Source organism: Streptomyces sp. BPTC-684 (genome assembly GCF_030028635.1).
GTDB lineage: Bacteria > Actinomycetota > Actinomycetes > Streptomycetales > Streptomycetaceae > Streptomyces > Streptomyces noboritoensis.
The window spans coordinates 1,155,632-1,182,275 of record NZ_CP124863.1; the positions used below are offsets into that span (position 1 = coordinate 1,155,632).

General features: G+C 70.6%; 26 protein-coding genes and 5 tRNA genes. 12 read left to right on the top strand and 19 right to left on the bottom strand.

The genetic code is table 11. From position 1 onward, the window contains the following. The first annotated feature begins 59 nt into the window (after positions 1-59). A complete protein-coding gene (gene rpmB / locus QIY60_RS05095) occupies positions 60-245 on the top strand; it encodes a 50S ribosomal protein L28 (protein WP_003957616.1) in 186 nt (61 codons plus the stop codon). 192 nt (positions 246-437) lie between these two features. On the opposite strand, the gene thiD is transcribed toward rpmB, so the two are convergent. Together thiD and QIY60_RS05105 are read right to left on the bottom strand one after the other, a co-directional pair. After that, positions 438-1,235, bottom strand: coding sequence for a bifunctional hydroxymethylpyrimidine kinase/phosphomethylpyrimidine kinase (thiD, locus tag QIY60_RS05100; RefSeq protein WP_283141348.1), 798 nt, complete (start codon positions 1,233-1,235; stop codon positions 438-440). Next, a complete protein-coding gene (locus tag QIY60_RS05105; protein ID WP_283141349.1) occupies positions 1,232-2,194 on the bottom strand; it encodes a thiamine-phosphate kinase in 963 nt (320 codons plus the stop codon). The genes thiD and QIY60_RS05105 overlap by 4 nt, the downstream gene beginning before the upstream one ends. Positions 2,195-2,442: 248 nt before the next feature. Here QIY60_RS05105 and QIY60_RS05110 point away from each other — a divergent pair, with 248 nt between their 5' ends. Together QIY60_RS05110 and QIY60_RS05115 are read left to right on the top strand one after the other, a co-directional pair. Next, complete coding sequence (locus tag QIY60_RS05110; protein ID WP_064070330.1) at positions 2,443-2,676, top strand: Lrp/AsnC ligand binding domain-containing protein; 234 nt, start codon at positions 2,443-2,445, stop codon at positions 2,674-2,676. 20 nt (positions 2,677-2,696) lie between these two features. Beyond that, on the top strand, positions 2,697-3,179 hold the full coding sequence (locus QIY60_RS05115; protein ID WP_283141350.1) for a DUF3515 domain-containing protein: 483 nt from the start codon (positions 2,697-2,699) through the stop codon (positions 3,177-3,179). Between the two features lie 97 nt (positions 3,180-3,276). On the opposite strand, the gene QIY60_RS05120 is transcribed toward QIY60_RS05115, so the two are convergent. Genes QIY60_RS05120 through QIY60_RS05130 form a run of 3 tightly spaced genes read right to left on the bottom strand, consistent with a single transcriptional unit; the run spans position 3,277 to position 6,237 of the window. Beyond that, positions 3,277-4,440: a D-alanine--D-alanine ligase family protein gene (locus QIY60_RS05120; protein ID WP_283141351.1), complete on the bottom strand. Its 1,164-nt coding sequence runs from the start codon at positions 4,438-4,440 to the stop codon at positions 3,277-3,279. A 34-nt stretch (positions 4,441-4,474) separates the two neighbouring features. Further along, on the bottom strand, positions 4,475-5,488 hold the full coding sequence (locus QIY60_RS05125; protein ID WP_283141352.1) for an NAD(P)H-dependent glycerol-3-phosphate dehydrogenase: 1,014 nt from the start codon (positions 5,486-5,488) through the stop codon (positions 4,475-4,477). Then, positions 5,485-6,237, bottom strand: coding sequence for a lysophospholipid acyltransferase family protein (locus QIY60_RS05130; RefSeq protein ID WP_283141353.1), 753 nt, complete (start codon positions 6,235-6,237; stop codon positions 5,485-5,487). The genes QIY60_RS05125 and QIY60_RS05130 overlap by 4 nt, the downstream gene beginning before the upstream one ends. A 139-nt stretch (positions 6,238-6,376) precedes the next feature. Here QIY60_RS05130 and cofC point away from each other — a divergent pair, with 139 nt between their 5' ends. Together cofC and QIY60_RS05140 are read left to right on the top strand one after the other, a co-directional pair. After that, positions 6,377-7,105, top strand: coding sequence for a 2-phospho-L-lactate guanylyltransferase (gene cofC / locus QIY60_RS05135; protein WP_283145822.1), 729 nt, complete (start codon positions 6,377-6,379; stop codon positions 7,103-7,105). A gap of 10 nt (positions 7,106-7,115) precedes the next feature. Then, on the top strand, positions 7,116-7,319 hold the full coding sequence (locus tag QIY60_RS05140) for a hypothetical protein (RefSeq protein ID WP_101390320.1): 204 nt from the start codon (positions 7,116-7,118) through the stop codon (positions 7,317-7,319). A gap of 73 nt (positions 7,320-7,392) precedes the next feature. Here the strand turns inward: QIY60_RS05140 and QIY60_RS05145 are convergent, their stop codons facing one another. The 4 genes from QIY60_RS05145 to leuC all read right to left on the bottom strand — a co-directional run bounded on the left by QIY60_RS05145 (position 7,393) and on the right by leuC (position 10,727). Next, entirely contained in the window at positions 7,393-8,073 is a 681-nt protein-coding gene (locus tag QIY60_RS05145) for an HU family DNA-binding protein (RefSeq protein WP_283141354.1), read from the bottom strand. Between the two features lie 145 nt (positions 8,074-8,218). Further along, complete coding sequence (locus QIY60_RS05150) at positions 8,219-8,446, bottom strand: hypothetical protein (protein WP_283141355.1); 228 nt, start codon at positions 8,444-8,446, stop codon at positions 8,219-8,221. Positions 8,447-8,702: 256 nt separating this feature from the next. Next, positions 8,703-9,296 carry a 3-isopropylmalate dehydratase small subunit gene (gene leuD / locus QIY60_RS05155; protein ID WP_283141356.1) on the bottom strand — a complete coding sequence of 198 codons (594 nt, stop codon included), beginning with the start codon at positions 9,294-9,296 and terminating at the stop codon, positions 8,703-8,705. 6 nt (positions 9,297-9,302) lie between these two features. Then, the gene (leuC, locus tag QIY60_RS05160; protein WP_283141357.1) at positions 9,303-10,727 is read right to left on the bottom strand and encodes a 3-isopropylmalate dehydratase large subunit; all 1,425 of its coding nucleotides are present in this window, start codon (positions 10,725-10,727) and stop codon (positions 9,303-9,305) included. Positions 10,728-10,900: 173 nt separating this feature from the next. Between leuC and ndgR the strand changes: the two genes are divergently transcribed. Next, a complete protein-coding gene (ndgR, locus tag QIY60_RS05165) occupies positions 10,901-11,617 on the top strand; it encodes an IclR family transcriptional regulator NdgR (protein ID WP_005311436.1) in 717 nt (238 codons plus the stop codon). 380 nt (positions 11,618-11,997) lie between these two features. On the opposite strand, the gene QIY60_RS05170 is transcribed toward ndgR, so the two are convergent. Further along, positions 11,998-12,483: a DUF4188 domain-containing protein gene (locus QIY60_RS05170; RefSeq protein ID WP_283141358.1), complete on the bottom strand. Its 486-nt coding sequence runs from the start codon at positions 12,481-12,483 to the stop codon at positions 11,998-12,000. Positions 12,484-12,586: 103 nt separating this feature from the next. Here QIY60_RS05170 and QIY60_RS05175 point away from each other — a divergent pair, with 103 nt between their 5' ends. Further along, complete coding sequence (locus QIY60_RS05175; protein WP_283141359.1) at positions 12,587-13,234, top strand: MerR family transcriptional regulator; 648 nt, start codon at positions 12,587-12,589, stop codon at positions 13,232-13,234. Positions 13,235-13,323: 89 nt separating this feature from the next. On the opposite strand, the gene QIY60_RS05180 is transcribed toward QIY60_RS05175, so the two are convergent. The 9 genes from QIY60_RS05180 to QIY60_RS05220 all read right to left on the bottom strand — a co-directional run bounded on the left by QIY60_RS05180 (position 13,324) and on the right by QIY60_RS05220 (position 17,230). Further along, positions 13,324-13,396, bottom strand: a tRNA-Glu gene (locus tag QIY60_RS05180). A 40-nt stretch (positions 13,397-13,436) separates the two neighbouring features. Further along, positions 13,437-13,508, bottom strand: a tRNA-Gln gene (locus tag QIY60_RS05185). A 16-nt stretch (positions 13,509-13,524) separates the two neighbouring features. Next, positions 13,525-13,597: transfer RNA gene (locus tag QIY60_RS05190), tRNA-Glu, on the bottom strand. Positions 13,598-13,659: 62 nt separating this feature from the next. Next, a tRNA-Glu gene (locus QIY60_RS05195) sits at positions 13,660-13,732 on the bottom strand. A gap of 41 nt (positions 13,733-13,773) precedes the next feature. Then, a tRNA-Gln gene (locus QIY60_RS05200) sits at positions 13,774-13,845 on the bottom strand. A gap of 89 nt (positions 13,846-13,934) precedes the next feature. Continuing rightward, positions 13,935-14,654 carry an HAD family hydrolase gene (locus QIY60_RS05205; RefSeq protein WP_283141360.1) on the bottom strand — a complete coding sequence of 240 codons (720 nt, stop codon included), beginning with the start codon at positions 14,652-14,654 and terminating at the stop codon, positions 13,935-13,937. A gap of 69 nt (positions 14,655-14,723) precedes the next feature. Beyond that, a complete protein-coding gene (gltX, locus tag QIY60_RS05210; RefSeq protein WP_283141361.1) occupies positions 14,724-16,199 on the bottom strand; it encodes a glutamate--tRNA ligase in 1,476 nt (491 codons plus the stop codon). Then, positions 16,192-16,965, bottom strand: a complete 774-nt coding sequence (locus QIY60_RS05215; protein WP_283141362.1) for a fumarylacetoacetate hydrolase family protein — start codon at positions 16,963-16,965, stop codon at positions 16,192-16,194. The genes gltX and QIY60_RS05215 overlap by 8 nt, the downstream gene beginning before the upstream one ends. Before the next feature lie 82 nt (positions 16,966-17,047). Continuing rightward, on the bottom strand, positions 17,048-17,230 hold the full coding sequence (locus QIY60_RS05220) for a hypothetical protein (RefSeq protein WP_283141363.1): 183 nt from the start codon (positions 17,228-17,230) through the stop codon (positions 17,048-17,050). A 584-nt stretch (positions 17,231-17,814) separates the two neighbouring features. On the opposite strand from QIY60_RS05220, the gene QIY60_RS05225 reads away from it, so the two are divergent. From QIY60_RS05225 to QIY60_RS05245, 5 genes are all read left to right on the top strand, one after another. Continuing rightward, positions 17,815-21,441, top strand: coding sequence for a nitrate- and nitrite sensing domain-containing protein (locus QIY60_RS05225; protein ID WP_283141364.1), 3,627 nt, complete (start codon positions 17,815-17,817; stop codon positions 21,439-21,441). Between the two features lie 9 nt (positions 21,442-21,450). Continuing rightward, a complete protein-coding gene (locus tag QIY60_RS05230) occupies positions 21,451-21,864 on the top strand; it encodes a roadblock/LC7 domain-containing protein (protein WP_067164664.1) in 414 nt (137 codons plus the stop codon). Positions 21,865-21,973: 109 nt separating this feature from the next. Further along, complete coding sequence (locus QIY60_RS05235; protein WP_067164662.1) at positions 21,974-22,381, top strand: DUF742 domain-containing protein; 408 nt, start codon at positions 21,974-21,976, stop codon at positions 22,379-22,381. Continuing rightward, positions 22,362-22,943, top strand: a complete 582-nt coding sequence (locus QIY60_RS05240) for an ATP/GTP-binding protein (RefSeq protein WP_190091018.1) — start codon at positions 22,362-22,364, stop codon at positions 22,941-22,943. The genes QIY60_RS05235 and QIY60_RS05240 overlap by 20 nt, the downstream gene beginning before the upstream one ends. Positions 22,944-23,283: 340 nt before the next feature. Then, positions 23,284-26,640, top strand: coding sequence for a nitrate- and nitrite sensing domain-containing protein (locus QIY60_RS05245; RefSeq protein ID WP_283141365.1), 3,357 nt, complete (start codon positions 23,284-23,286; stop codon positions 26,638-26,640). Positions 26,641-26,644 lie beyond the last annotated feature (4 nt).

Genomic DNA, 26,644 nt, shown 5'->3' on the forward strand with positions numbered 1-26,644 from the left:
CTCTGATTCCGGTGCGCCGGATTTCACTGTAAGTGCATCTGAAGTCTTTGGAGTGACCCGTGGCTGCCAACTGCGACGTCTGCGGCAAGGGGCCGGGCTTCGGCAACAACATTTCGCACTCGCACCGCCGTACGTCTCGTCGCTGGAACCCGAACATCCAGCGTGTGCGTGCCGTGGTCGGTCGGACGCCGAAGCGGCTCAACGTCTGCACCTCGTGCATCAAGGCCGGCAAGGTCTCGCGCTAACACGCGACGTTTCGTCGTAGCGCAGCCCCTGCGGTTGCCTTAAAAAGCCGGTCCACCTCGGTGGACCGGCTTTTTGCCGTGCCGTTTCGTCTGCGGGCCGGTGGGGGCTTGTCGCGCAGTTCCCCGCGCCCCTTATCGGCCCGGTGTTCGTCTGCGGACCGTGCTGGCTTGCTCCCGCAGTTCCCCGCGCCCCTAGGAGGTGCGGTGCCGCCAGAAATGGTCCACCGGGCCGATCCCCGCCCCCAGTGCGAAGCCCGCCTCGATCGCGCCCGTTACGTACTCCTTCGCCTGGCTCACCGCCTCCGGGACCGTCAGGCCCTTCGCCAGGCCCGAGGCCACCGCTGAGGCCAGGGTGCAGCCCGTGCCGTGGGTGTGGGTGTTGTCGTGGCGGGGGGCTCGGAGCCAGTGGTCCTCCTTGCCGTCGGTGAGGAGGTCGAGGGCGTCGCCCGGGAAGTGGCCGCCCTTGATCAGGGCCCAGCGGGGGCCGAAGGCCAGGATCGCCTCGGCCGCGCGCCGCATCCCGTCCTCGTCCTCCACCCGTACGCCCGTGAGCTGCGCCACTTCGTCCAGGTTGGGCGTGGCCACGGTCGCCACCGGGAGCAGCCGTGTCCGTACGGACTCCAGTGCCTCGGCGGCCAGCAGTGCGTCGCCGTGCTTGGAGACGCCCACGGGGTCCACGACCACCGGCGCGTCCGTGCCGGACAGGAGTTCCGCGACCGTCTCCACCAGGGCGGCGGACGAGAGCATTCCCGTCTTGATCGCCTGCACGCCGATGTCGTCGACGACCGAGCGGTACTGCGCCCGTACCGCCTCGGCTGGCAGCTCCCAGGCGCCCTGGACGCCCAGCGAGTTCTGCGCGGTCACCGCGGTGATCACGCTCATCCCGTGGACGCCCAGGGCCAGCATCGTCTTGAGGTCGGCCTGGATGCCCGCGCCGCCGCCGGAGTCGGAACCGGCGACGGTCAGCACCCGGGGCGGCGCGGCGCTCACTCCGCGTCCCCGAAGTGGTCCCAGCCGCCCTTGGCCGTCCAGGGGGCGCCGTCGACGGTGACCTGGGGCAGCGCCGAGGGGTTGAGCACTTCCCCGATCACCTTCCAGCGCGCGGGCAGCTTCACGTCCGGCGGGAAGGTCGCCACGATCGCGTGGTCCTCTCCCCCGGTCAGCACCCACTGGATCGGGTCGACGCCGACCGCCTGGCCGATGTCGTTCATCTGCGTCGGGATGTCGATCAGGCCCGAGCGCAGGTCGATGCGGACCTTGCTCGCCTCCGCGATGTGCCCGAGGTCCGCCACCAGGCCGTCGCTGACGTCCGTCATGGCGGTGGCGCCGAGCCCGGCGGCCGCGGGGCCCGCGTGGTACGGCGGCTCCGGGCGGCGGTGGGCCTCCACGAAGGCGCGCGGCGAGCGGAAGCCGCGCGAGAGGACCGCGTAGCCCGCCGCCGACCAGCCCAGCCAGCCGGTCACCGCGACCACGTCGCCGGGCTGCGCGCCACCGCGGGTCACCGGCTCGTGGTTGCGCAGGTCGCCGAGGGCCGTGATGGCGACGGTGATGGTGTCGCCGCGCACGACGTCGCCGCCGACCACGGCCGCCCCCGCGACCTGGCACTCGTCGCGGATCCCGTCCATCAGCTCGACCGGCCAGGTGGCCGGGAGCTCGGCCGGGACGACGAGCCCGAGCAGCAGTGCCGTCGGGACCGCGCCCATGGCGGCGATATCGGCCAGATTCTGCGCGGCGGCCTTGCGCCCCACGTCGTACGCGGTCGACCAGTCGCGCCGGAAGTGGCGGCCCTCCAGAAGGATGTCCGTGCTCGCCACCACCCTGCGGTCGGGTGCGGTCACGACCGCGGCGTCGTCGCCGGGGCCGATCCGTACCGCGGGGGTCGAGGTGAGCCGGGAGGTCAGCTCCCTGATGAGCCCGAACTCCCCCAACTCGCCCACAGTGCCTTTCACCGTGCCACCTCTCATCCTCGTGCCCCTTGGCACCCGGCGCGCTCGCGGTCGCGAGCCGTCACCTCGGTGGGTACCGTCAACACATACGTCAACTTCTGCTCCGCGCACGCGGATGTGCGAGCGCCCGCGCCTGCGCGGTACTCCCCGGGGCGCACGGCGACGCGATACCGTGGCGTCTCTTTCTTCCCCCCTTGGGCCTCCCCGCCGTAGGGAGGGGACATGATCCTCGTGGCCGCCCTGGAGGTTCCGTGGTACAGGCGTACATCCTCATCCAGACCGAGGTGGGCAAGGCGTCGACCGTCGCCGAGACCATCGCAAAGATTCCGGGGGTGATCCAGGCCGAGGACGTCACCGGGCCGTACGACGTGATCGTGCGCGCCCAGGCGGACACGGTCGACGAGCTGGGCCGCATGGTGGTCGCCAAGGTCCAGCAGGTGGACGGGATCACCCGCACCCTGACCTGCCCGGTGGTTCATCTGTAGCCCCCGCTTACCCTTGGCCGGTGACTTCCTCTCGCCGCCGGTCCCTCCTCCTGCCCGCAGCCGCCCTCGTCCTGCTGGCCGCCGCGGGCTGCTCCTCCACGGACGCGAAGGCGACGATCACGGTTCCCAGCCCGCCGAAGGAGACCGCCGCGCTCTGCGGCGCGCTGCACAAGGCGCTGCCTCAGAGGCTCGACGGGCTCAAGCGGAATGATCCCAGCCCGGCGTCGGAGCTGACCGCCGGGTGGGGCGACGACGGGATCGTACTGCGCTGCGGGATCCCGCGGCCGGAGAAGATGAACGATCCCGAGGCGGACGGGGTGACCGTGGACGGGGTCAACTGGCTCCTGGAGCAGCAGAAGGGCGCGTTCCGCTTCACTACGACGTATCGGAAGGCGTACGTCGAGGTGACCCTCAGGACGGGGTCCGGCAAGCCGGCCGGGGACATCGGCTGGCTCACACAGCTCTCCGGGCCGGTCACGAAGACCGTCCCGGAGAGTCTGTAGAGCTGTTGGCTCGGTCATTCGACTGCGGGCCGGTGGGGGCTGGTCGCGCCCACGCGGCGGAGCCGCAAATGTCACAGCCCCGCGCCCCTTAAATGCGCTACCGCAGGCCCGTCGAACGGCGCAGCGCCGCCTCGATCAGGCGCTCCACCAGCTCCGCGTAGTCGACGCCCGTCGCCTCCCACATCCGCGGGTACATCGAGATCGGCGTGAAGCCCGGCATCGTGTTGATCTCGTTGATCACGAACTCGCCGTTCTCCTGGAGGAAGAAGTCCGCGCGGACCAGCCCCTCGCAGGACGCGGCCTCGAACGCCTCCACGGCGAGCCGGCGGACCTCGGCGGTGGCCTCGGCGCCGATCGGCGCGGGCACGATCCCGTCGGCCGAGTCGATGTACTTGGCCTCGAAGTCGTAGAAGGCGTGGTCGGTGACCGGCGGGATCTCGGCCGGGACGCTCGCGCGCGGCCCGTCCTCGAACTCCAGGACGCCGCACTCGATCTCGCGGCCGCGCAGCAGCGACTCGACCAGGAACTTGGGGTCGTGGCGCCGCGCCTCCTCGATGGCCTCGTCCAGGCCCTCGAAGGAGTCGACCTTGGTGATGCCGAAGGAGGAGCCGGCCCGGGCCGGCTTGATGAACAGCGGCCAGCCGTGCTCGCCCGCGAACGCGGCGATGCGCTTGCGGGCGCCCTGCTCGTCCTGCTCCCACTCGCGCGGCCGGACCACCAGGTAGGGGCCGACGGGCAGCCCGAACGAGGTGAACACCCGCTTCATGTAGTCCTTGTCCTGGCCGACGGCCGAGGAGAGGACGCCGGAGCCGACGTAAGGGATGCCGGAGAGCTCCAGGAGGCCCTGGAGGGTGCCGTCCTCGCCGTACGGGCCGTGCAGCACCGGGAAGACGACGTCGACCTCGCCCAGCGCCTTGGGGACCGCGCCGGGCTCGGTGTAGACGACCTCGCGGCTGGTCGGGTCCACGGGGAGCACGACGCCGCCCTCGGCGGACTCGGCGAGCTCGGCCACGCTGGGCACCTTGCGGTCGGCGATGGCCATCCGCTCCGGCTCGTCGGCGGTGAGCGCCCAGCGGCCGTCCGTCGTGATGCCGATGGGCAGCACGTCGAACTTCGTGCGGTCGATGGCGCGCAGCACGGCACCGGCGGTGACGACCGAGATGCCGTGCTCGGAGCTGCGGCCGCCGAACACGACGGCCACCCGCGGCTTGCGCGGCTGCTGGCTGCTCTCAGGGCTCTGGGGGAGGTTCTCGCTGCTCATATCGCGTTGAGCGTACCCGGTCGGTCCGGCGCCTTCAGCGCCGCTCGGACTTGGCGCTGCGCGACATCAGCTCCTTGAGCGCGACCACCGGGGGCTTGCCCTCGTGGACGATGCCGACGACGGTCTCGGTGATCGGCATGTCGACGCCGTGGCGGCGGGCCAGATCCAGCACGGACTCGCAGGACTTGACGCCCTCGGCGGTCTGCTTGGTGACCGCGATGGTCTCCTGGAGCGTCATGCCCTTGCCGAGGTTGGTGCCGAAGGTGTGGTTGCGCGAGAGCGGCGAGGAGCAGGTGGCGACGAGGTCGCCGAGGCCCGCGAGCCCGGAGAAGGTCAGCGGGTCGGCGCCCATCGCGAGCCCGAGCCGGGTGGTCTCGGCCAGGCCGCGGGTGATCAGCGAGCCCTTGGCGTTGTCGCCCAGGCCCATGCCGTCGGCGATGCCGACGGCGAGCCCGATGACGTTCTTGACGGCGCCGCCGAGCTCGCAGCCGACGACGTCGGTGTTGGTGTACGGGCGGAAGTACGGGGTGTGGCAGGCGGCCTGGAGGCGCTGGGCCACGGCCTCGTCGCGGCAGGCGACCACGGCGGCGGCGGGCCGGCGCTGGGCGATCTCCTTGGCGAGGTTGGGGCCGGTGACCACGGCGACGCGGTCGGCGGAGACCTTGGCGACCTTCTCGATCACCTCGCTCATCCGCTTGGCGGTGCCGAGTTCGACGCCCTTCATCAGGGAGACGAGCACGGTGTCGGGGGCGAGCAGCGGCGTCCAGGCGGCGAGGTTGCCGCGCAGAGTCTGCGAGGGCACGGCGAGGACGGTGAAGTCGGCGCCCTCGGCTGCCTCTGCGGGGTCGGTGGTCGCCCGTACCCCCGCGGGCAGTTCGATGCCCGGCAGGTAGTCGGGGTTGGTGCGGGTGGTGTTGATCGCCTCGGCGAGTTCGGGGCGGCGGCCCCAGAGGGTCACCTCGCAGCCCGCGTCGGCGAGGACCATGGCGAACGCCGTACCCCAGGAGCCGGTTCCGAATACTGCTGCCTTGGTGGCGGCGTGCGTCACTTGGTGCCCTCCCCGGCGGCCTTGCGGCGCTGCTGCGCGCGGACTTCGCGCGGATCGTACGGCTTCGCGGGGGCGCTCTCGCCCCGGATCTCCTCCAGCTGGCGGGTGATCGCGGCCATGATGACCTCGGTCGCCTCGCGCAGCACCTCGGGGGTCGGCTCCTTGTCGTAGAAGCGCGCGAGGTCGACCGCCGGACCGGCCTTCACCTGGAGGGTCTTGCGGGGGAAGAGGCGGACCTTCTTCTCCTTGGCGTAGGGCGGCATCGCCAAGTTGGCGCCCCACTGGGCGACGGGGATGACCGGGGCCTTCGTCTGCAGCGCGGCGCGCGCGACACCGGTCTTGGCGGTCATCGGCCACATGCCGGGGTCGCGGGTGAGGGTGCCCTCGGGGTAGAACGCGACGCATTCGCCGCCCTCGATCGCCTCGACGGCGGCCCGGAAGGCGCCGAAGGCGTTGGAGGACTCGCGGTAGACGGGAATCTGGCCCGTGCCGCGCAGCAGCAGTCCCACGCCGGGCGCCTTGAAGAGCGCGGCCTTGGCGAGGAATCGGGGCACCCGTCCGGTGTTGTACTGGAAGTGCCCGTAGGAGAACATGTCGAGATACGAGTTGTGATTGACGGCGGTGATAAAACCGCCGTCCGCCGGAATGTTCTCCATTCCGTGCCAGTCCCGCTTGAAAAGCACCACCAGTGGAGGTTTGGCGATGACCGCCGCCAGGCGGTACCAGAAGCCGATTCTGCGGCGGGACACTCGGAGCACCTTCCTCTAGGACAGACCACTGTCGATGACTGCGCGAGCTACGCAGGGGGCAAGTGTCGCCCCGGCCCTCCGGTCTGTCGAGAACACCGTACGCCCCGACCGTGGGGCGCCCCCTCCTGGCTGGGTGACAATGACCCCCGTCCTGTCCAGCGGCTATCCGTTCGACGGGGCGGGGAGAGACAAGAGCGAGGGGGACGCCACGAACACCGCACCACCGGCCCGCTGGTCCCTGGTCGTACCGCTGAAGCCGTTGGCACTGGCGAAGAGCAGGCTCGCCGCCGCCGTCGGCGCGGAGCTGCGGCCGCGGCTCGCTCTGGCGTTCGCCCTGGACACCGTGGGGGCGGCGCTCACCTGCCCCGCGGTACGGGATGTGGCGGTCGTCACGGACGATCCGCTGGCGGGCGCGGAGCTGGCCGCGCTGGGCGCCCGGATCGTCGAGGACCGCCCTGGCGCGGGCCTCAACGCCGCTCTCGCACACGGGGCGTACGCGGTACGGGAACTGCGCCCCGGGGCTGCGGTCGCGGCCCTGAACGCGGATCTGCCCGCGCTGCGGCCGGCGGAATTGGGCCGGGTCCTGGATGCCGCCTCCGTATTTCCGCGCGCATTTCTTGCCGATGCGGCCGGAATCGGCACGACTTTCCTTTCGGCCGGGCCCGGAGTGGATTTGGCCCCGGCTTTCGGCGGCCCCTCGCGCGCCGCGCATTCGGCTTCGGGTGCGGCGGAAATCCTGCTGAGCGGGGTGGACTCGGTGCGCCAGGACGTGGACACGGGCGCGGACCTGCGCACCGCACTCGCCCTGGGCCCGGGCCCGGCGACGGCGGCGCTGCGGGCAGCGGTGGATGTCGTACCGGGGCACTAGTCTCTGCGGTATGCAGGCGACCGCGTACACATACGACTTCGAGACCCGCAGCGGCAGTGTGCTGCTCGACGACGGGACCCCGGTGGACTTCGGGGCCGAGGCCTTCGACGCGGGCGGGCTGCGGCTGCTGCGGGTGGGCCAGCGCGTGCGCATCGAGACCGAGGGCGAGGGCGCGTCCCTGCGCATCACGCTGGTGACGCTGCAGACCTTCTGACGGCAGCCGGACACGCCGCGGGCCGGGCTCCCCGAGGGGAGCCCGGCCCGGCGCGTGAGCCGTCCGGCGGTGCCTACTTCTTGCGGGCAGTCGTCTTCTTGGCGGTGGTCTTGCGCGCGGTGACCTTCTTGGCGGGCGCCTTCTTCGCGACGGCCTTCTTCGCGGGCGCGGTCTTCTTCGCCACGGCCTTGGTGGCCGTCTTCTTGGCGACGGTCTTCTTCGCCGTGGTCTTCTTCGCGGCCGTGGTGGCCTTCTTGGCGGTGGTGGTCTTCTTCGCCGCCGTCGTCTTCGCCACGGCCTTGGTGGCCGTCTTCTTGGCGACGGTCTTCTTCGCCGTGGTCTTCTTGGCGGCGGCCTTCTTGGCGGTGGTGGCCTTCTTCGCCGCCGCCTTCTTGACCGTGCTCCGGCTGGACGTACCACCGGAGAGGCTGCCCTTGGGCGCCTTCTTCACGGCGACCTCGTCACCCTTGGGGAGCTTCTTCGAGCCGCTGACCAGGTCCTTGAAGCCCTGGCCCGCACGGAAGCGCGGAACCGAGGTCTTCTTGACCCGCACGCGCTCACCCGTCTGCGGGTTGCGGGCGTAACGGGCCGGGCGGTCGACCTTCTCGAACGAACCGAAACCGGTGACCGAGACCCGGTCGCCGGCGACGACGGCGCGGACGACCGCGTCCAGCACCGCGTCCACGGCGTCCGCGGCCTGCTGACGGCCGCCGAGCTTGTCGGCAATCGCTTCTACGAGCTGCGCCTTGTTCACGTCTTCCCCTTCGGAGACATTGGCCGGAACGAATCTGTTCTGGCTTTTTCGCACGTTAGGCAGATATATACCGCAAATCAAACACGAAACGGGCTAATCACCCTAGTGCCGCAACGAAGTCGGCCTTCGCCGAACTCCTTGTGACTCAGTCGCCTTCGGGGAATCGGCCCTCGTCGAGGTCCTTCATCAACCGGTCCAGACGCCTTGCCGCATCGGCGAGATCGTGTTTGGCAGCCGCTGTGATGACCAGCAGCTTCCGGGACAGCGCCATCCGTACGCCCTCCGGGACTTGCAGTTCGCGCACCACTGTGTGCGCTTCTTTCAGTCGGTCCGCGACGACCCGGTAGAGCTTGAGTTGGCTGTCGCGTTCCATGCGCCGATTGTGCCATCTGGGGCGAGTTGTCGCCTCCGGCGGGGGCAACTGAGGGATTCCGGGTGGTTTTCGGCTCCCCCACGACCACCGGTCGCACAAGTCCCAATCCGGCCATCTGCGGTGCAGCCTAGGCTAGTTGACGCCACCCTGACACCCCGCAACGCAACACGCCCCCTGTCCCGAAAGACAGGGGGCGTGTTGGGCCGAAAGACTGCCGAAGGCCCGCCTCGGAGGCGGCGACCGGCCTTCGCGAGCCTCAGACCAGCGAGGTGCTGGGCTTGTAGGAGGGCCGCTTCGCCTCGTACGCGGCGATGTCGGGCTCGTTCTGCAGGGTGATGCTGATGTCGTCCAGGCCGTTCAGCAGCCGCCAGCGGGCGTTCTCGTCGAGTGCGAAGTCCGCTGTGACGCCTTCCGCGCGGACCTGGCGGTCCTTGAGGTCAACGGTGATCTCGGCGTTCGGGTCGTTTTCCGTCAGCTCCCAGAGCGCGTCCACGACTTTCTGGTCGAGAACCACCGTGAGCAGCCCGTTCTTCAGCGAGTTGCCCCGGAAGATATCGGCGAACCGGGACGAGATCACGGTTTTGAAGCCGTAGTTCTGCAGCGCCCAGACCGCGTGCTCGCGCGACGATCCCGTACCGAAGTCGGGGCCCGCGACCAGCACCGACGCCCCCTGGCGCTCGGGCTTGTTCAGGACGAAGGACGGGTCCTTGCGCCAGGCCTCGAACAGTCCGTCCTCGAAGCCGTCCCGGGTGACCTTCTTCAGCCAGTGGGCCGGGATGATCTGGTCGGTGTCGACGTTGGAGCGGCGCAGCGGGACGGCCCGGCCGGTGTGCGTGGTGAAAGCTTCCATGGCTGATCAGACTCCAGCGGGCGTACGGGCGTCGGTGAGGTCGGCGGGCGAGGCCAGATGGCCGAGAACCGCTGTCGCGGCGGCGACCTGCGGCGAGACCAGGTGGGTGCGGCCGCCCTTGCCCTGCCTGCCCTCGAAGTTGCGGTTGGAGGTGGAGGCGGAGCGCTCGCCGGGGGCCAGCTGGTCCGGGTTCATGCCCAGGCACATCGAGCAGCCCGCGTGCCGCCATTCGGCTCCGGCGGCGGTGAAGACCTTGTCCAGGCCCTCCTCGACGGCCTGCAGGGCGACCCGCACCGAGCCGGGGACGACCAGCATCCGTACGCCGTCGGCGACTTTGCGGCCCTCCAGGATGGAGGCGGCCGAGCGCAGGTCCTCGATGCGGCCGTTGGTGCAGGAACCTACGAAGACGGTGTCGACGCCGATGGCGCGCAGCGGCTGCCCCGCCGTCAACCCCATGTACTCCAGCGCCTTTTCGGCGGCCAGGCGCTCCGAAGCGTCTTCGTACGAAGCCGGGTCGGGGACGGACGCCGAAAGCGGTGCGCCCTGGCCCGGGTTGGTGCCCCAGGTGACGAACGGCGAGAGCTCGGTGGCGTCGATGACCACCTCGGCGTCGAAGACCGCGTCCTCGTCCGTCTTCAGGGTCTGCCAGTACGCGACCGCCGCGTCCCAGTCCGCGCCCTTGGGGGCGTGCGCGCGGCCTTCGAGGTAGTCGAACGTGGTCCGGTCGGGGGCGATCATGCCCGCCCGGGCACCGGCCTCGATCGACATGTTGCAGATGGTCATCCGGGCCTCCATCGAGAGCTTCTCGATGGCCGGGCCGCGGTACTCCAGGACGTAGCCCTGGCCGCCGCCGGTGCCGATCCTGGCGATGATGGCCAGGATCAGGTCCTTGGCGGTGACGCCGTCGGGCAGCTCGCCGTCGACGGTGATCGCCATGGTCTTGAAGGGTGCCAGTGGCAGGGTCTGGGTGGCGAGCACATGCTCTACCTGTGAGGTGCCGATCCCGAACGCCAGGGCCCCGAAGGCGCCGTGCGTGGAGGTGTGCGAGTCGCCGCAGACCACGGTGGTGCCGGGCTGGGTCAGGCCCAGCTGGGGTCCCACCACGTGGACGACGCCCTGCTCGACGTCGCCGAGCGGGTGCAGCCGTACGCCGAACTCGGCGCAGTTCTTGCGCAGCGTCTCCAGCTGGGCCCGGGAGACCGGGTCGGCGATGGGCTTGTCGATGTCGATGGTCGGGGTGTTGTGGTCCTCGGTGGCGATGGTGAGGTCGAGGCGCCGGACCGGGCGGCCGTTGGCGCGCAGACCGTCGAAGGCCTGCGGGCTGGTCACCTCGTGCAGCAGGTGCAGATCGATGAAGAGGAGGTCGGGCTCGCCCTCGGCGCGCCTGACGACATGGTCGTCCCAGACCTTCTCCGCGAGTGTCCTACCCATCGCTTTCCCTCCGGCCGGCATCGTCGCCGGCCCAACTAGAGACCGGGTGCTCCGCCCGGGCCCCCGGGACCGGACGGTGGCTGCGGACCGTTGTGCGGACCGCCAGTACAGGTTCGCAAGTTCCGGAGAAAATTGAACTTGCGTTTCACAGAGTGAGACGCGAGTATCGTTTCATGGACAACTCTAGCGGCGTCGGCGTTCTCGACAAGGCGGCTCTCGTCCTGAGCGCCCTGGAGTCCGGTCCGGCCACCCTCGCGGGGTTGGTCGCGGCCACCGGGCTCGCACGACCCACGGCACACCGCCTTGCCGTGGCACTGGAACACCACCGGATGGTGGCGAGGGACATGCAGGGCCGGTTCATCCTCGGCCCGCGGCTCGCGGAGCTCGCGGCCGCGGCCGGCGAGGACCGCCTGCTGGCCACGGCAGGTCCCGTGCTGACGCATCTGCGCGACGTGACGGGCGAGAGCGCCCAGCTCTACCGTCGCCAGGGCGACATGCGGATCTGCGTGGCGGCGGCCGAGCGGCTGTCCGGACTGCGGGACACCGTGCCGGTCGGCTCGACCCTGACGATGAAGGCGGGCTCCTCCGCCCAGATCCTGATGGCCTGGGAGGAGCCGGAGCGCCTGCACCGGGGCCTGCAGGGCGCGCGCTTCACGGCGACGGCCCTGTCGGGCGTACGGCGCCGGGGCTGGGCCCAGTCGATCGGCGAGCGCGAGCCGGGCGTGGCCTCGGTCTCGGCGCCGGTGCGCGGCCCGTCCAACCGCGTGGTGGCGGCCGTCTCGGTCTCCGGACCGATCGAGCGCCTGACCCGCCATCCCGGCCGGATGCACGCCCAGGCGGTCATCGACGCCGCCGCCCGCCTCTCCGAGGCCCTGCGCCGCAACGGCTAGCCCCCACGTCCGTCTCCGGCCCACCGCTTCAACGCCGCAGCGGTGGGCCGGAGGCGTGTTTTGGGGCCCGGTGTTCGTCTGCGGGCGGGTGGGGGTTGCTCGCGCCCACACGGCGGAGCCGCAAATGTCACGGCCCCGCGCCCCTGAAACCCGCTTTCGTCCGCGGACCGTGGACGCCTGGTCGCGCAGTTCCCCGCGCCCCTCAAGGCGTCCACCGCAGCCTGAGAACGCAGCTCAGCCACAGACTTTCAGGGGCGCGGGGAACTGCGCGAGCAACCGAGCACGACCCGCACCCGACCACCCGGCGGCCACTCCTCCAGGGGCGCGGGGAACTGCGCGATCAGCCCCCACCGGCCCGCGGACGAACAACCGGCCGGCTCTCACGCAGCCGTCAGGCGATCCGCCGCCCGCTCACCCCGCCGCCCTACCGGCACCACACCCGTCGCCTTGCCCAGGCCGAACCCCGGCATGGAGACGTAGATCGACTCGTACGAGCCCGCCGGGACCGCGTACGTCTCGTGCCAGACCCCCACCGCGCCCTTGGCCCCCCGCGCCCGGCGGTTGAAGGCCGTCCAGGCCGGGCGGTGCTCCTTGTCCTGCGCCGACGCGTACGCCAGGAGCTTCTCCTTGGACTCCCAGTACTGCACCACCGCCAGCGTGCGCGGCCCGGCCAGGACTGACTGGAAGCCGAGCAGCCCGCTGCCCTCCTCCTTGACGAGCTCCTTCAGCATCCGGGGCATCGCGGACGTGACCGGCAGCCAACTGCGCAGCGCGCGGAAGCGGTTGATGCGCATCCCGATGAGGAAGACCACCACGTCCCCCTCGGCGGCGGCGGTCATACGTCCTTCGATCGGCTTCTCGCTCATGACGTTCCCCCAGTGACAAACGACGGTTGCTCGGCCGCGCATTAGATAGTTCCGCTATCCGATGATTAGATAGTGGCACTCTCCAAGGAAAGGCGCAAGAGGGATGAGACTGGCGGAGCTGAGCGAGCGGAGCGGGGTCGCCCCGGCGACGATCAAGTACTACCTGCGCGAGGGGCTGCTGCCGCCGGGCCACCGGATCACCGCCACCCAGGCCGACTACGACACCACCCACCTCCAGCGGCTCAAGCTGGTGCGCGCGCTGATCCAGGTGGGCCGGGTGCCGGTGGCCGCCGCCAAGGAGGTGCTCGCGGCCCTGGAGGACGACTCCCTGGACCACCACTCCCGGCTCGGCGTCGCCGTCGAGGCCATGCCGAACGCGCCGGAGCCCGACCCCGCCGACCCGTACGCGCAGGCGGCGCGCGCGTCGGTGGACGCGCTGATCGACGGGCTCGGCTGGCAGTACGGCGGCTCGGACCCGCAGGGCAGCTCGGGCGCGTATCTGACGCTGCTCGCGGCGGTGACCGCGCTCGCCCGGCTCGGATACCCCTGCGGCGCCGAAGAGTTGGCCCCGTACGCGGCGGCCGCCGCCCAAGTGGCGGTCACCGACCTGGATTTGGTGGAGCGCTACGACGCCCCCGCCGAACAGGTCGAGGCGGCGGTGGCGTTGACCGTCCTGTACGAGCCGGTGCTGCTCAGTCTGCGGCGGCTGGCCCAGGCGCAGGAGTCGGCGCGGCGGTTCGTCCGGCCGTGAGCGCCGCCCGGGGGCGACCCGCTCCCGGGCATCCCCCGGACATGCGGAAGGGGCCCGGCACACACTGTGTGCCGGGCCCCTTCCTCACGTACCCCCGACCGGATTCGAACCGGCGCTACCGCCTTGAGAGGGCGGCGTGCTAGGCCGCTACACAACGGGGGCGTGCTTGGATCTCGGAAGATCCTCAGATCTTGACGATCCGCTGGGCTACCAGGACTCGAACCTAGAATGACGGTACCAGAAACCGTAGTGTTGCCAATTACACCATAGCCCATGGTGGTTTAGACCAGTACCCCCGACCGGATTCGAACCGGCGCTACCGCCTTGAGAGGGCGGCGTGCTAGGCCGCTACACAACGGGGGCCCTAGCGATCCTGCATGAGAGTCAGCGGGTGCGACCCGGACTGCCTCCCTGGGAAGGATCTGTACCCCCGACCGGATTCGAACCGGCGCTACTGCCTTGAGAGGGCAGCGTGCTAGGCCGCTACACAACGGGGGCTTTGCGGATCTGGAATCCGCGGTGCAGATAAGCTCTGCGAGCTGGCCTACCAGGACTCGAACCTAGACTAACGGAACCAGAAACCGTCGTGCTGCCAATTACACCATAGGCCACCAAAGCGCAACCCCCGCTGGGAGTCTTGCTCGGCTTGCGCTTTCGGTTCCGGGCTTTTCTTCCCGCTCCCCTCGGCGCAGGAAGAACATTACCCGAAGGTGTCCGGCGCTCCAAAACGGGTATCGCGACGCAGCAGGTCGGGGAGCTCCTCCAGGCCCGTGATCCGGATCAGTTCGGGCCGCCCGCCCACCTGGTTGCGGTCCAGCCAGATCCCCAGGAGCCCCGCCTCGCCCGCCCCGCGGGCGTCGATGTCGGGCTGGTCGCCCACGTACGCGACCTCCTCCGGCGCCAGGCCCAGCGCCTCGCAGGCCGCGTGGAAGGCCCCGGCGTCGGGCTTGGAGATCCCCAGCTCGGCCGCGCACACCACGGCCTCGAACCGGTCCCGTACGCCCAGGACCTCCAGCTTGCGCTCCTGGTGGTGGAGGGAGGAGTTGGAGAGGACGGCGTGCCGGTAGCCCTCGGCGAGCAGGTCGAGGACGGGCACGGTGTCCGGGAAGAGCGACCAGGCGGCCTCGTAGTGGGCCAGGTGCCGCTCGAACCAGGCCTCCGCCTCGGGGTCGCTCAGCTCGGCGCCGAGGAAGGCGCGCACCCGGTCGCGCCGCTGCCCCTGCCAGTCGGTCTCCCCCGCGGCGAACCGCGCCCAGTGGTACGCGGTGAGCTCGTCCCAGGTCGTGAGTGCCCGCTCCATCGACGCGTACGCGGCGGGCAGCCCCTCGGCCTCCAGGTGCACGCGCATGCCCCTGCGGGCGGCCGAGGCGTAGTCGAAGAGGGTGTCGTCTAGGTCCCAGAGGACGGCTCGGACGGTCATACGGTGACGGTACGCCGAAGGGGCGGCAGCCGGTCCGGCTGCCGCCCCTTCGGGTCGTACGTCAGTTGGCTACGCCGCGAGCTTCGCCAGCGCCGCGTCGATGCGGGTCAGCGTCTTCTCCTTGCCCAGGATCTCCAGGGACTCGAAGAGCGGCAGGCCGATCGTGCGGCCGGTGACGGCGACGCGGACCGGGGCCTGGGCCTTGCCGAGCTTGAGGCCGTGCGCCTCGCCGGCGGCCAGGACGGCCTCCTTGAGGGACTCCGGGGACGACCAGTCGGCCGACTCCAGCTTCTCGCGGGCCGTGCGCAGCAGCGCGTCCGAGCCCTCCTTCATCGCCTTCGCCCAGGACGCCTCGTCCTCGACCGGCTCCTTCAAGAAGAGGAAGTCGACGTTGGCCGTGATGTCCGAGAGGACGGTCAGCCGGGTCTGGGCGTGCGGCGCGATGGCCTCCCAGGCGGCGCGGTCGAAGTCCTCGGGCGCCCAGTTGGCGTGCGGGGCGGTCAGCCACGGCTCGCAGGCGGCCGTGAACGCCTTCACGTCGAGCATGCGGATGTGGTCCGCGTTGATCGACTCGGCCTTCTTCAGATCGAAGCGGGCCGGGTTGGCGTTGACGTCCGCGACGTCGAACTTCGCGACCATGTCGGAGATCGAGAAGACGTCCTGGTCGGCCGAGAAGGACCAGCCGAGGAGCGAGAGGTAGTTGAGCAGGCCCTCCGGGAGGAAGCCGCGCTCCCGGTAGATGTTCAGGGATGCCTGCGGGTCGCGCTTGGAGAGCTTCTTGTTGCCCTCGCCCATGACGTACGGGAGGTGGCCGAAGGCCGGGGTCCCCTTGGCCACGCCCAGCTCGATCAGCGCCTTGTAGAGCGCGATCTGGCGCGGGGTGGAGGAGAGCAGGTCCTCGCCGCGCAGGACGTGGGTGATCTCCATCAGGGCGTCGTCGACCGGGTTGACCAGCGTGTACAGCGGGGCCCCGTTGGCGCGGACGATGCCGTAGTCCGGCACGTTGTCCGGGGTGAAGGTCAGCTCGCCGCGGACCAGGTCCGTGAAGGTGATCGGCTCGTCGGGCATCCGGAAGCGGACGATGGCCGTGCGGCCCTCCGCCTCGTACGCCGCCTTCCGCTCCGCGCTCAGGTCGCGGCAGTGGCCGTCGTAGCCGGACGGCTTGCCGGCGGCGCGGGCCGCGTCGCGGCGCTCGTCGAGCTCCTCGGTGGTGCAGTAGCAGTGGTACGCGTAGCCGCCCGCGAGCAGCTTCTCGGCCACGTCCTGGTAGATGTCCATCCGCTGGGACTGGCGGTAGGGCGCGTGCGGGCCGCCGACCTCGGGGCCCTCGTCCCAGTCGAGGCCCAGCCAGCGCAGCGAGTCGAGCAGCTGGTTGTACGACTCCTCGGAGTCGCGGGCCGCGTCGGTGTCCTCGATGCGGAAGACCATGGTGCCCTGGTTGTGCCGGGCGAACGCCCAGTTGAAGAGGGCGGTCCTGACCAGGCCCACGTGGGGGTTGCCGGTCGGGGAGGGACAGAAACGTACGCGGACGTTCGCGTTAGCCACGCTTGATCACCTTGTTGGTGAGAGTGCCGATGCCTTCGATGGTGACGGCGACCTCGTCGCCGACGTTGAGGGGGCCGACTCCGGCCGGGGTCCCCGTGAGGATGACGTCGCCCGGGAGCAGCGTCATGGCCTCGGTGATGTGGACGACCAGGTCCTCGATGGAGCGGATCATGTCGCTCGTGCGGCCCAGCTGGCGCTGTTCGCCGTTGACCGTCGCCTGGATCGTGAGATCCGTCGGGTCGAGGTCGGTCTCCACCCAGGGGCCGAGCGGGCACGAGGTGTCGAAGCCCTTGGCCCGGGCCCACTGCTTCTCGCGCTGCTGGGCGTCGCGCGCGGTGACGTCGTTGGCGCAGGTGTAGCCGAAGATGACGTCCTTGACGCGCTCGCGCGGGACCTCGCGGCACATCCGGCCGATCACCACGGCCAGCTCGGCCTCGTGGTGCAGCTCGTTGGAGAAGGAGGGGTACTCGATCGCGTCGCCGGAGCCGATCACCGAGGTGGTGGGCTTGAAGAAGGCGACGGGCACCTCCGGGACCTCGTTCCCGAGCTCCTTGGCGTGCTCCGCGTAGTTGCGGCCGATGGCCACGACCTTGTTGGGCAGCACCGGCGGCAGCAGCCGGACCTTGCTCAGCGGGACCTTGGTGCCCGAGAGCTCGAAGTCGGCGTACGGAATGCCCTTGATGATGTCGAGCACGGGCCCCTGCGGGGTGTCCTCGACCGCGCCGAAGGCGACATTGCCGTCGATGGAGAATCTGGCGATGCGCACGGGATGCTGTCGCCCCTCACTTGGTCGCTGGCTGGAGACTGACGCTCCAGGCTAACGCGGGTGAGGGGGCGACCCGCGCTATCTACTGGGCGGCGGCGACCGGTGCGTCCATCAGGACGGTGCGGCGCGGGTTGGCCGTCTGGGTGGGCAGGTCCACCGAGTGCTCGGGCAGGACCTCCGTCTGCATCTCCTCGGCGTCCGCGAGGTGCGCCAGGGTGGTGCGGCGGGGGTTGGCTATGGTGCGGATCATCATCGTCGTCTTCATCTGCCGTTCGAACCCTGTCGGTTGCGGGGCGCGCGGCGGCGCCGGTTGTCGGATTGGCCATCCCTGTAAAGCGTCAGGCTAAACATTCGAATTCCCGGCAAACGGCCGTAGAGGCGACGATCATCGTGTGAGTTTGCTCACGAGTCGGTAAACAATTCGGGCATTACGCCCCGTCAATTCCGGTTACCGAAACGGACATTGCACCACTGAACCCTCCATTCCGCTCTTGATCATGGCGACTGGGTCACTCCTCCCACGTAAGCGACTCGTGGGTAAAAGTCCGATTCATCCGTGCATGGTTTCTACGGCTCGTGACTCGTCCATCACAATGTGTCACTCAGGTCACAGCCCGGTACGCGGGCCTTGTTGGAGATCCGGCACTGTGCTGGAATTCCACGCACCGCCGCGGGTCACTGACCGGCGCGCAAGGGCGCAACGCAGCGCCGAGTGGCGGCGGGGAGGGGGAGACCAACAAGCGCCGGTCACTCACGACCAACACATGGGGCGCACACTTGCCCCACGACGCCGACACCGTCCCTTCCGTTCAGAGCGGGGGGACGCCTGGTCCAGAGGTTGCGACGCTAGTGCAGGGACGTTTCAAGAGGGATGGCAGCGCTGCGGCGGAGCAGGAGCCGCACGGCGGGACTGGCCCCACATCAGTCAGTTCCTCGCCCCAGCACGCCCAGAACCCCCGGGCCACCCAGAATCCGTCGGCCCCTTCACCGGCCGGCGACGACAGCGCCGGCCCCTCCGGTCCGACCGGCCGCTCCGCCGCGGGCGGCGAGAAGCCCTCGGCCGCGCCCAAGCCGAAGCCGGCCGTGGACACCGGGTCGCGAATAGCCCTGCGCAACTGGCGCATCTCCACCCGCCTGGTCGCGCTCCTCACCCTGCCCGTGGTCGCCGCGACCACCCTCGGCGGGCTGCGCATCAACCAGTCGATGAACGACATGAAGCAGCTCGACCACATGCAGCTGCTCACCGACATGACCAAGCAGGCCACCGAGCTGGCCGCCGCGCTCCAGGAGGAGCGCGACAAGTCGGCGGGTGCGGTGCAGACCGGCGGCGCGGCCCGGGTCGCCACGGCGAAGGGCATCACCGACCGGGTCAAGCAGCAGTTCATGTCGGCCACCCAGGACGTCGACAACCCGGACAACGACGACGCACTGGAGTCGATCCGCCGTAACGTCACGGCCATCGCGATCCAGCTCCAGGACCTCGACAACATCCGCAAGAGCGCCTACCAGGGCGACGTCTCGAACTCCCAGACCGTCGAGGGCTACAGCCGCCTCATCCGCAGCCTGCTCAGCCTCTCCCAGGACATGGCGCAGGCCACCTCCAACCCGGAGATGATCAAGCGGACCCGTGCGCTGGCCGCGTTCTCCTCCGCCAAGGAGTACGCCTCCATCCAGCGCGCGATCATCGCCGCCGCGCTCCCCGCGACCAAGGAAACCAGCGGCAAGCTCAACGAGTCCGACCGCCTCTACGCCAAGTCCGCGGCGGACGGCGAGCGCCAGGAGCTGTCGTCGTTCTCGATCGTCTACGAGAGCAACCACGGCAACCCCGAAGAGCTGATGGCCCCGCTCGACAAGGGCAACTCGGAGATCACCGCGGCCAACGCGTACTCCCAGCGCGTCCTCAAGGGCGGCCTCGCCACGGAGACCAAGCGCTCGTACCTCGACTGGTACGACCAGGACTCCAACAAGATCAACTCGATGAAGCAGATCGAGCAGACCCTGCTCGGCGAGATGGAGCAGAAGGCCCGCGAGCTGCGCGACCAGTCGCAGCGGGACGCGATCCTCAACGGTGCCCTGATCCTCATCGTCCTCGGCGTCTCGCTGGTCGGCGCGTTCGTCGTGGCCCGGTCCATGATCCGCTCGCTGCGGCGCCTCCAGGACACCGCGACCCGGGTCGCCCAGGACCGGCTGCCCGAGCTCGTCAAGCAGCTCTCCGAGTCCGACCCGCAGGACGTCGACACGTCCGTGGAGTCGGTCGGCGTGCACTCCCGGGACGAGATCGGCCAAGTGGCCGCGGCCTTCGACGACGTGCACCGCGAGGCCGTCCGCCTCGCCGCCGAGCAGGCCCTTCTGCGGGGCAACGTCAACGCGATGTTCACCAACCTCTCGCGCCGCTCGCAGGGCCTCATCCAGCGTCAGCTCTCGCTCATCTCCGAACTGGAGTCCCGCGAGGCCGACCCGGACCAGCTCTCCTCGCTCTTCAAGCTCGACCACCTCGCGACCCGTATGCGCCGGAACGGCGAGAACCTCCTCGTCCTCGCCGGTGAAGAGCCCGGTCGCCGCTGGACCCGCCCGGTCCCGCTGGTCGACGTGCTCCGCGCCGCGGCCTCCGAGGTGGAGCAGTACGAGCGCATCGAGCTGGCGGCCGTGCCCGCCACCGACGTCGCCGGCCGCGTGGTCAACGACCTCGTGCACCTGCTCGCCGAGCTCCTTGAGAACGCCACCTCGTTCTCCTCGCCGCAGACCAAGGTCCGCGTCACCGGTCACGCGCTGCCCGACGGCCGCGTCCTGGTCGAGATCCACGACACCGGCATCGGCCTCTCCCCCGAGGACCTCGCCGCGATCAACGAGCGGCTCGCGTCGCCGCCCACCGTGGACGTCTCGGTCTCGCGCCGCATGGGTCTGTTCGTGGTCGGCCGCCTGTCCCTGCGACACGGCATCCGCATCCAGCTGCGCCCCTCCGACTCCGGCGGTACGACCGCGCTCGTCATGCTGCCCGTCGACGTCGCCCAGGGCGGCAAGAAGGCCCCGGGCAAGCCCGGCGGCCCCCAGGCGCAGGGCCCGGCCGGCGCCGGCCGTCCCGGCGTGACCCCGGGCCCCGGTGCCCGCGCCGGTCTCGCCGGTGCGCTCGGCAGCGGCCCGGCCGGCGGTCCCGGTGGCGGCGGACGGCTCGGCGCGGGCGCCCCGCGCGGCGCGGTGGCCGGTGGCGCCGGTCCGCGTGCCGCACTGCCCCCGCGCGACAGCAGCGCCCAGCAGCCCCGTCAGGGCCAGAACCAGGGCGGCTTCGGCCAGGGCGGCGCCTTCGGCACCGGCACCCCGGCCCAGCAGCCCCCGGCCCCGCGCCGCGGCGACCGCCCGCTGACCCCGCCGCCCGGCGCCCCGCGCGCCGAGCTGCCCGGCGGCGGCGCCCCGCAGCGCCCGCAGGCCGCGAGCTGGGGCAACGAGCAGGCGTCGCAGGACGGCCCGCGCGGCCACGAGGACGTCGAGCAGCACACCGGCCAGTACCCCCGGCCGCAGCTCGACGACCGGCAGGGCCCCGGCTCCACGGCCGAGTTCGCCCGCCCGGACTTCGACGGGCCGCCGCCCGGCAGCCAGGACCCCTCGTCCACCGGCCAGTTCGTGCGCCCGGACGTCTTCGGTGCGCCGCAGGGCGCCCAAGGTGCCCAGGGCGCCCAGGACCCGTCACAGACCGGTCAGTTCGAGCGCCCCGGCGCGTACGGCCAGAACCCGGGCCAGAACACCGGTCCGGGCAACGGTCAGAACACCGGCCAGAACACCGGTCAGTACGCCCGGCCGGACTTCGACGCGCCGCGTGCCCCGCAGCAGCCGCAGCCGCAGCAGTACCAGGCACCGCAGCAGCCCCGGCAGAACCAGCAGCCGCGTCCGGCCGCCGGGAGCCTGCCGCAGCAGCCGCAGCCCGAGGCGCTGCCGCCGGCTCCGAACGCCGGTGACGGCCGTACGCCGCTGTACGACACCCTGGAGACCAACTGGTTCCACGGCCAGGGCGGTCAGAACGGCCAGCAGCCGGGGCAGCCCGCACCGGGCAACCAGGGCCAGGGCAACCAGGGCGGACCCCAGCAGGGGATGCGTCCGGCGCAGCCCCCGGCCGCGGCGCAGCCGCCCGCCGAGCGCCGCCCGGCGCCCGTCCAGCGCGACGCCAACGGCGCGCCCGCCAACAACTCCTGGCGGCCCTCGCCCAACGACGAACTCGTCCGCCAGGCCGAGCGGGCCCGCAAGCCCGCCGCCGGCGGTGTCACCACTTCCGGTCTGCCCAAGCGGGTCCCGCGTGCCAACCTGGTCGCGGGCACCGCACAGCAGCAGCAGAACCAGGCAGGCCCCCAGGTCTCGCGTGCGCCCGACGACGTGCGCGGCCGCCTGACCAATCTCCGCCGGGGTATCCAGCAGGGGCGGCAGGCCGGAAACGGCCCGTCGACCGGCAGTTTCTCGATGGACCCCACTCACCAGCAGGAGCGATAGTTGAGTCAGATGAGCCAGGCGGCGCAGAATCTGAACTGGTTGATCACCAACTTCGTGGACAACACCCCCGGGGTGTCCCACACAGTGGTGGTCTCCGCCGACGGACTCCTGCTCGCCATGTCCGAAGGTTTTCCGCGGGACCGGGCCGACCAGCTCGCGGCCGTGGCGTCCGGTCTCACCTCGCTGACCGCGGGTGCGTCCCGGATCTTCGAGGGCGGCACCGTCGCCCAGACCGTGGTGGAGATGGAGCGCGGCTTCCTCTTCCTCATGTCCGTCTCCGACGGCTCCTCGCTGGCCGTGCTCGCCCACCCCGAGTGCGACATCGGCCTGGTCGGTTACGAGATGGCCCTCCTGGTCGACCGCGCGGGCTCCGTCCTCACCCCGGATCTGCGAGCGGAGCTCCAGGGGAGCCTGCTCCACTGAGGCCCCACCCTCAGTCAGAACCCACCGTCCGGCCGCACCCCGCCCCCCACCGGCCACATCCGACGGCTCGAAGACACTCGCTGTCCCTGCTGTCCCGCCCGGAGGATCCATGACCCCGCCACCCGCCTCACACGATTCGTACGGCGCTCTGCACGACGCGCACTACGACAGTGAAGGCGACCAGCCGCTGGTCCGCCCGTACGCCATGACGGGCGGCCGGACCCGGCCGCGCTACCAGCTCGCCATCGAGGCCCTGGTCAGCACGACCGCGGACCCGGCGCACCTGGCCACGCTGCTCCCGGAGCACCAGCGGATCTGTCACCTGTGCCGCGAGGTCAAGTCGGTGGCGGAGGTCTCGGCGCTGCTGCAGATGCCGCTCGGCGTGGCCCGGATTCTTGTCGCCGACCTGGCGGAGGCCGGCATGGTGGCCATCCACCAGCCGGGCAATGGAGAGGCCGGCGGCACGCCGGATGTGACGCTGCTCGAAAGGGTGCTCAGTGGACTTCGCAAGCTCTAGCGGCGGAGCGGGACGGTCTACCACCTCCGCGAAGATCGTGGTGGCGGGCGGCTTCGGCGTGGGCAAGACCACGTTCGTCGGCGCGGTCTCGGAGATCAACCCGCTGCGTACCGAGGCCGTCATGACGTCCGCTTCCGCGGGCATCGACGACCTCACCCACACCGGGGACAAGACCACCACCACGGTGGCCATGGACTTCGGCCGCATCACCCTGGACCAGGACCTGATCCTGTACCTCTTCGGTACGCCGGGCCAGGACCGCTTCTGGTTCATGTGGGACGACCTGGTCCGGGGCGCGATCGGCGCCGTGGTCCTGGTGGACACCCGGCGTCTGGCCGACTGCTTCCCCGCGGTCGACTACTTCGAGAACAGCGGCCTGCCGTTCGTCATCGCCCTCAACGGCTTCGACGGCCACCAGCCGTACACCCCGGACGAGGTCCGCGAGGCCCTCCAGATCGGTCCGGACACGCCGATCATCACCACCGACGCCCGCCACCGCGGCGATGCGAAGAGCGCGCTGATCACGCTGGTGGAACACGCACTGATGGCACGACTCAAGTAGTCCGGCCCATACGGCAGTTGTCGTAGACGAACAGGGGCGGACTGTGTCCTTTGACACGATCCGCCCCTGTGTTCATAACGTTTCGACAGAGAATTCCCACGTCACGGACACCCGCCGCGTTCACATGGTGTCGCTGCGCTCACATTGGCCCCATCTTTTGACGGGGCTCGCTCTTTATGCCCGTTTTATCTGAGGCGTGGGCCACTCGGAACCCCTGATTCCAGCTGTTTGGAACGGACCCCCCTGGCGTGCTGGAATTCGACGAACTCCCGAGTAGTACGGCTCAGAACATTTAAAGGCACACCACGAGAGGTGCCGGCGCCGAGAGGTTGTTGGTCGAGTGAGGCGAAGCACGACGAGCTCCGCGACGCAGCAGGCGCGGGGCAACTTCACCCCGCCGCAGCGCAGTGCGGCGACGCCGGACGAGCTGCCGACCCCCTCCGGGGGCAAGGGCGCGGGTCCGGCCGCGAGCCCCGACTCCGGCAGTCGGAGCAAGTTCTCGCCGCGCAACTGGCGGGTGGCCACCCGTCTGAACGCCATCCTCCTCATCCCCGTCCTCGTCGGCCTCGTCATGGGCGGCTTCGAGGTCGCGGGGTCCATATCCACTTGGCGCGACGCCCGTGACGCCGAGAAGACGGCGAAGATCGTGCGCGCCGCCTCGGAGTACGGCCAGGCCCTGCTCAACGAGCGCGACCTGACGGCCCAGGACCTGCTGGCGAACAAGCGCGACACCGACGTCATCGCCAAGACGCGCGCCGCCTCGGACGCGGCCCGCGCCAAGTTCGACGACGAGGTCAAGGGCATGCCGGACACGCCCAGCCTCCAGCGCCGCCTGGCCAAGGTCCGCGAGGTCGAGAAGACCCTCGACGGCCTGCGCAAGACCGCCTTCACCAAGGGCGTCGAGAAGTCGAACCCGGTGTTCACCGAAGAGGGCTACACCGCGGTCCCCCACTACCTGAGCACGTTCTCCAACGAGCTCGGCCTCGGCACCGGCAACATCACCAGCTACGGACGCATGGTGTACGCGGTCGACCTCGCCAAGGCCGCCGAGTCGCTGCAGCGTTCCATCGGTCTGCACCTCATCATGCGGCCGAGCGAGGACCCCAAGACCTTCCAGCTGCAGGTCAAGGCGTTCAACTCGTACAACTACCTGGAGTTCATCGCCCTCGGCGAGTTCGACGCCGGTGGTACGGACGCGGACAGCGCCCATCTGAAGCAGGTCATGGAGGCCAAGGCCGCCCAGGCCGCCAAGGACCTTCCGGCGGTGCGCCAGCAGGCCGACGACGGCCCGCGCATCGGCGCCGCCCCGGCCCGCGACGGCTCGCCCTTCAACAGCATGGCCGCCGCGATCGGCGAGGGCCAGAGCGCCAAGCAGCTCAAGGCCCAGGGCATCTCCCCCGAGGCCTGGATGGCCGCCTCCACCGCCAAGTTCGACGGCTACACCGAGGTCGAGCAGGACCTGGTCACCCGGGCCGTGACCGAGGCCGGCCAGATCGCCGACGACGCCAAGACCGCCGCGTACATCAACGGCGCGATCGTCGTGGTCTCGCTGCTCGCCGCCTTCATCCTGGCCGGCATGGTGGCCCGCCAGATGAGCCGCTCGATGCGCCGGCTGCGCTCCGCCGCCTTCGAGGTGGCCGAAACGCGACTGCCGATGCTCGTCGACCAGCTCTCGCGCACCGAGCCCGGCCGGGTCGACACCCGGGTCGAGCCCATCCCGATCACCTCCACGGACGAGATCGGCGAAGTCGCCCGCGCCTTCGACCAGGTCCACCGCGAGGCCGTCCGGCTCGCCGCCGAGCAGGCGCTGCTGCGAGGCAACGTCAACGCGATCTTCACCAACCTGTCGCGCCGCAACCAGTCCCTGATCGAGGGCCAGCTGACCCTCATCACCGACCTGGAGAACAACGAGGCCGACCCGGACCAGCTGGAGAGCCTCTTCAAGCTGGACCACCTCGCGACCCGTATGCGCCGCAACGGCGAGAACCTCCTGGTCCTCGCCGGCGAGGAGCCGGGCCGCCGCTGGAACCAGCCGGTCCCGCTGGTCGACGTGCTGCGCGCCGCCTCCTCCGAGGTGGAGTCGTACGAGCGCATCGAGCTGACCGGTGTGCCGGAGAGCGAGATCCACGGCCAGGCCGTGACCGACCTCGTGCACCTGCTCGCCGAGCTCCTGGAGAACGCCACGACGTTCTCCTCCCCGCAGACCAAGGTCCGTGTGACGGCCACCCGCCTCCCGGACGGCCGCGTCATGATCGAGATCCACGACAAGGGCATCGGCCTCACCGCCGAGGACTTCGCGGACATCAACCACAAGCTGGCGAACCCGCCGACCGTGGACGCCGCCGTCTCGCAGCGCATGGGCCTGTTCGTGGTCGGCCGGCTCTCCGACCGGCACGGCATCCGCGTCCAGCTGCGCCCCTCCGGCGAGCAGGCGGGCACCACCTCGCTGGTCATGCTCCCGGACGCGATCACCCACGGTGGCGGTGGCGAGCCGCTGCCCGGCGACGACTTCACGGTCTCGCAGATCATCCCGGAGCAGCAGCAGAGCTTCGAGGCCCCGGCCCCGGCCCTGCGCACCGCCGCCGAGCTCGGCTTCGACGACTCCCGCTACGAGACGGGCGAGCAGGGCGAAGCCCTCCAGCTCGACCCGGTCAACCGCTCGCTGATGCGCGAGGAGCGCCGTGCGGCCCTGGAGGCCCAGGCGCAGGGCGGCGACCGCCCGCTCTACCGCGACGAGGTCGACGGCGTGCAGCAGGCCGGCGCGTACGACGAGCAGTACGGGCAGCAGCAGTCCTACGAGGGCGGGTACGACGAGTCGTACAACGGCCGGCAGGGCGGCGCGTACGACAACCAGTTCGACGGTCAGCAGGGCCAGCAGCAGTACGCGCAGGACTACTCCGACGCGTACCCGCAGGAGTCCTACGGACAGCAGCAGGGACAGCAGCGGAACGACTACCCGGACCAGGGCTACGCGGAGGCCGCCTACCAGGCGCCCGCGGCCGGCGGCCCGCAGTACGACGGCGGTTACGGCGACGCGCCCCACCAGGGCGAGTGGCAGCAGAACGCCTCGTACCAGGACTCCTACGCGTCCGACTTCCAGCAGGCGAACAAGGAAGCGGAATCCGCTCCGGACGTTCCCGCGGGCGGCCGCGAGCGCGTAGGCTTCGACCGTCCGGGCCCCGCCCCGGCCTCCTCCCACGAGCTGACCGGCGCCGGTCTGCCGAGGCGCGGCAGCAGCCAGCAGAACTGGCAGCCCGCCGCCCAGGAGCCGCAGCAGAAGTCCGAACCGCAGCGGCCCGAGCAGCAGCGGCAGCCCGTCAACGGCACCGGCCCCGCGACCGTGAACGGAACCGCGAACGGAACCGTCAACGGCTCCGGTGCCGGAGCCGCGAACGGCGCCGACTCCGGCACCGACGAGCCCACCGGCGACTGGCGTTCGACCAACGACGAGCGCTGGACGCGGGCCGAGAAGCTGCGTGAGCCGAAGGCCGGCGGGGTCACACCCTCCGGGCTTCCCCGGCGGGTGCCCAAGGCCAATCTGGTCGAGGGCGCGGCGGAGCAGACCCCGCAGGGCGGCCCACAGGTCTCCCGCGCTCCCGAGGACGTCCGCGGCAGGTTGAGCAACCTGCGCCGCGGCGTCCAGCAGGGCCGCAGCGCGGGGTCGGACACAAGTAACACCTACAACCAGGAGCGTTAGTGTG

Bases quoted from the DNA above. Each gene is read 5' to 3' on its own strand.
- QIY60_RS05120 (WP_283141351.1), bottom strand. From the start codon at position 4,440: ATGAGCAGCGAGAACCTCCCCCAGAGCCCTGAGAGCAGCCAGCAGCCG.
- cofC (WP_283145822.1), top strand. From the start codon at position 6,377: ATGACCCCCGTCCTGTCCAGCGGCTATCCGTTCGACGGGGCGGGGAGA.
- QIY60_RS05140 (WP_101390320.1), top strand. From the start codon at position 7,116: ATGCAGGCGACCGCGTACACATACGACTTCGAGACCCGCAGCGGCAGT.
- QIY60_RS05150 (WP_283141355.1), bottom strand. From the start codon at position 8,446: ATGGAACGCGACAGCCAACTCAAGCTCTACCGGGTCGTCGCGGACCGA.
- leuD (WP_283141356.1), bottom strand. From the start codon at position 9,296: ATGGAAGCTTTCACCACGCACACCGGCCGGGCCGTCCCGCTGCGCCGC.
- leuC (WP_283141357.1), bottom strand. From the start codon at position 10,727: ATGGGTAGGACACTCGCGGAGAAGGTCTGGGACGACCATGTCGTCAGG.
- ndgR (WP_005311436.1), top strand. From the start codon at position 10,901: ATGGACAACTCTAGCGGCGTCGGCGTTCTCGACAAGGCGGCTCTCGTC.
- QIY60_RS05170 (WP_283141358.1), bottom strand. From the start codon at position 12,483: ATGAGCGAGAAGCCGATCGAAGGACGTATGACCGCCGCCGCCGAGGGG.
- QIY60_RS05175 (WP_283141359.1), top strand. From the start codon at position 12,587: ATGAGACTGGCGGAGCTGAGCGAGCGGAGCGGGGTCGCCCCGGCGACG.
- QIY60_RS05205 (WP_283141360.1), bottom strand. From the start codon at position 14,654: ATGACCGTCCGAGCCGTCCTCTGGGACCTAGACGACACCCTCTTCGAC.
- QIY60_RS05220 (WP_283141363.1), bottom strand. From the start codon at position 17,230: ATGAAGACGACGATGATGATCCGCACCATAGCCAACCCCCGCCGCACC.
- QIY60_RS05230 (WP_067164664.1), top strand. From the start codon at position 21,451: ATGAGCCAGGCGGCGCAGAATCTGAACTGGTTGATCACCAACTTCGTG.
- QIY60_RS05235 (WP_067164662.1), top strand. From the start codon at position 21,974: ATGACCCCGCCACCCGCCTCACACGATTCGTACGGCGCTCTGCACGAC.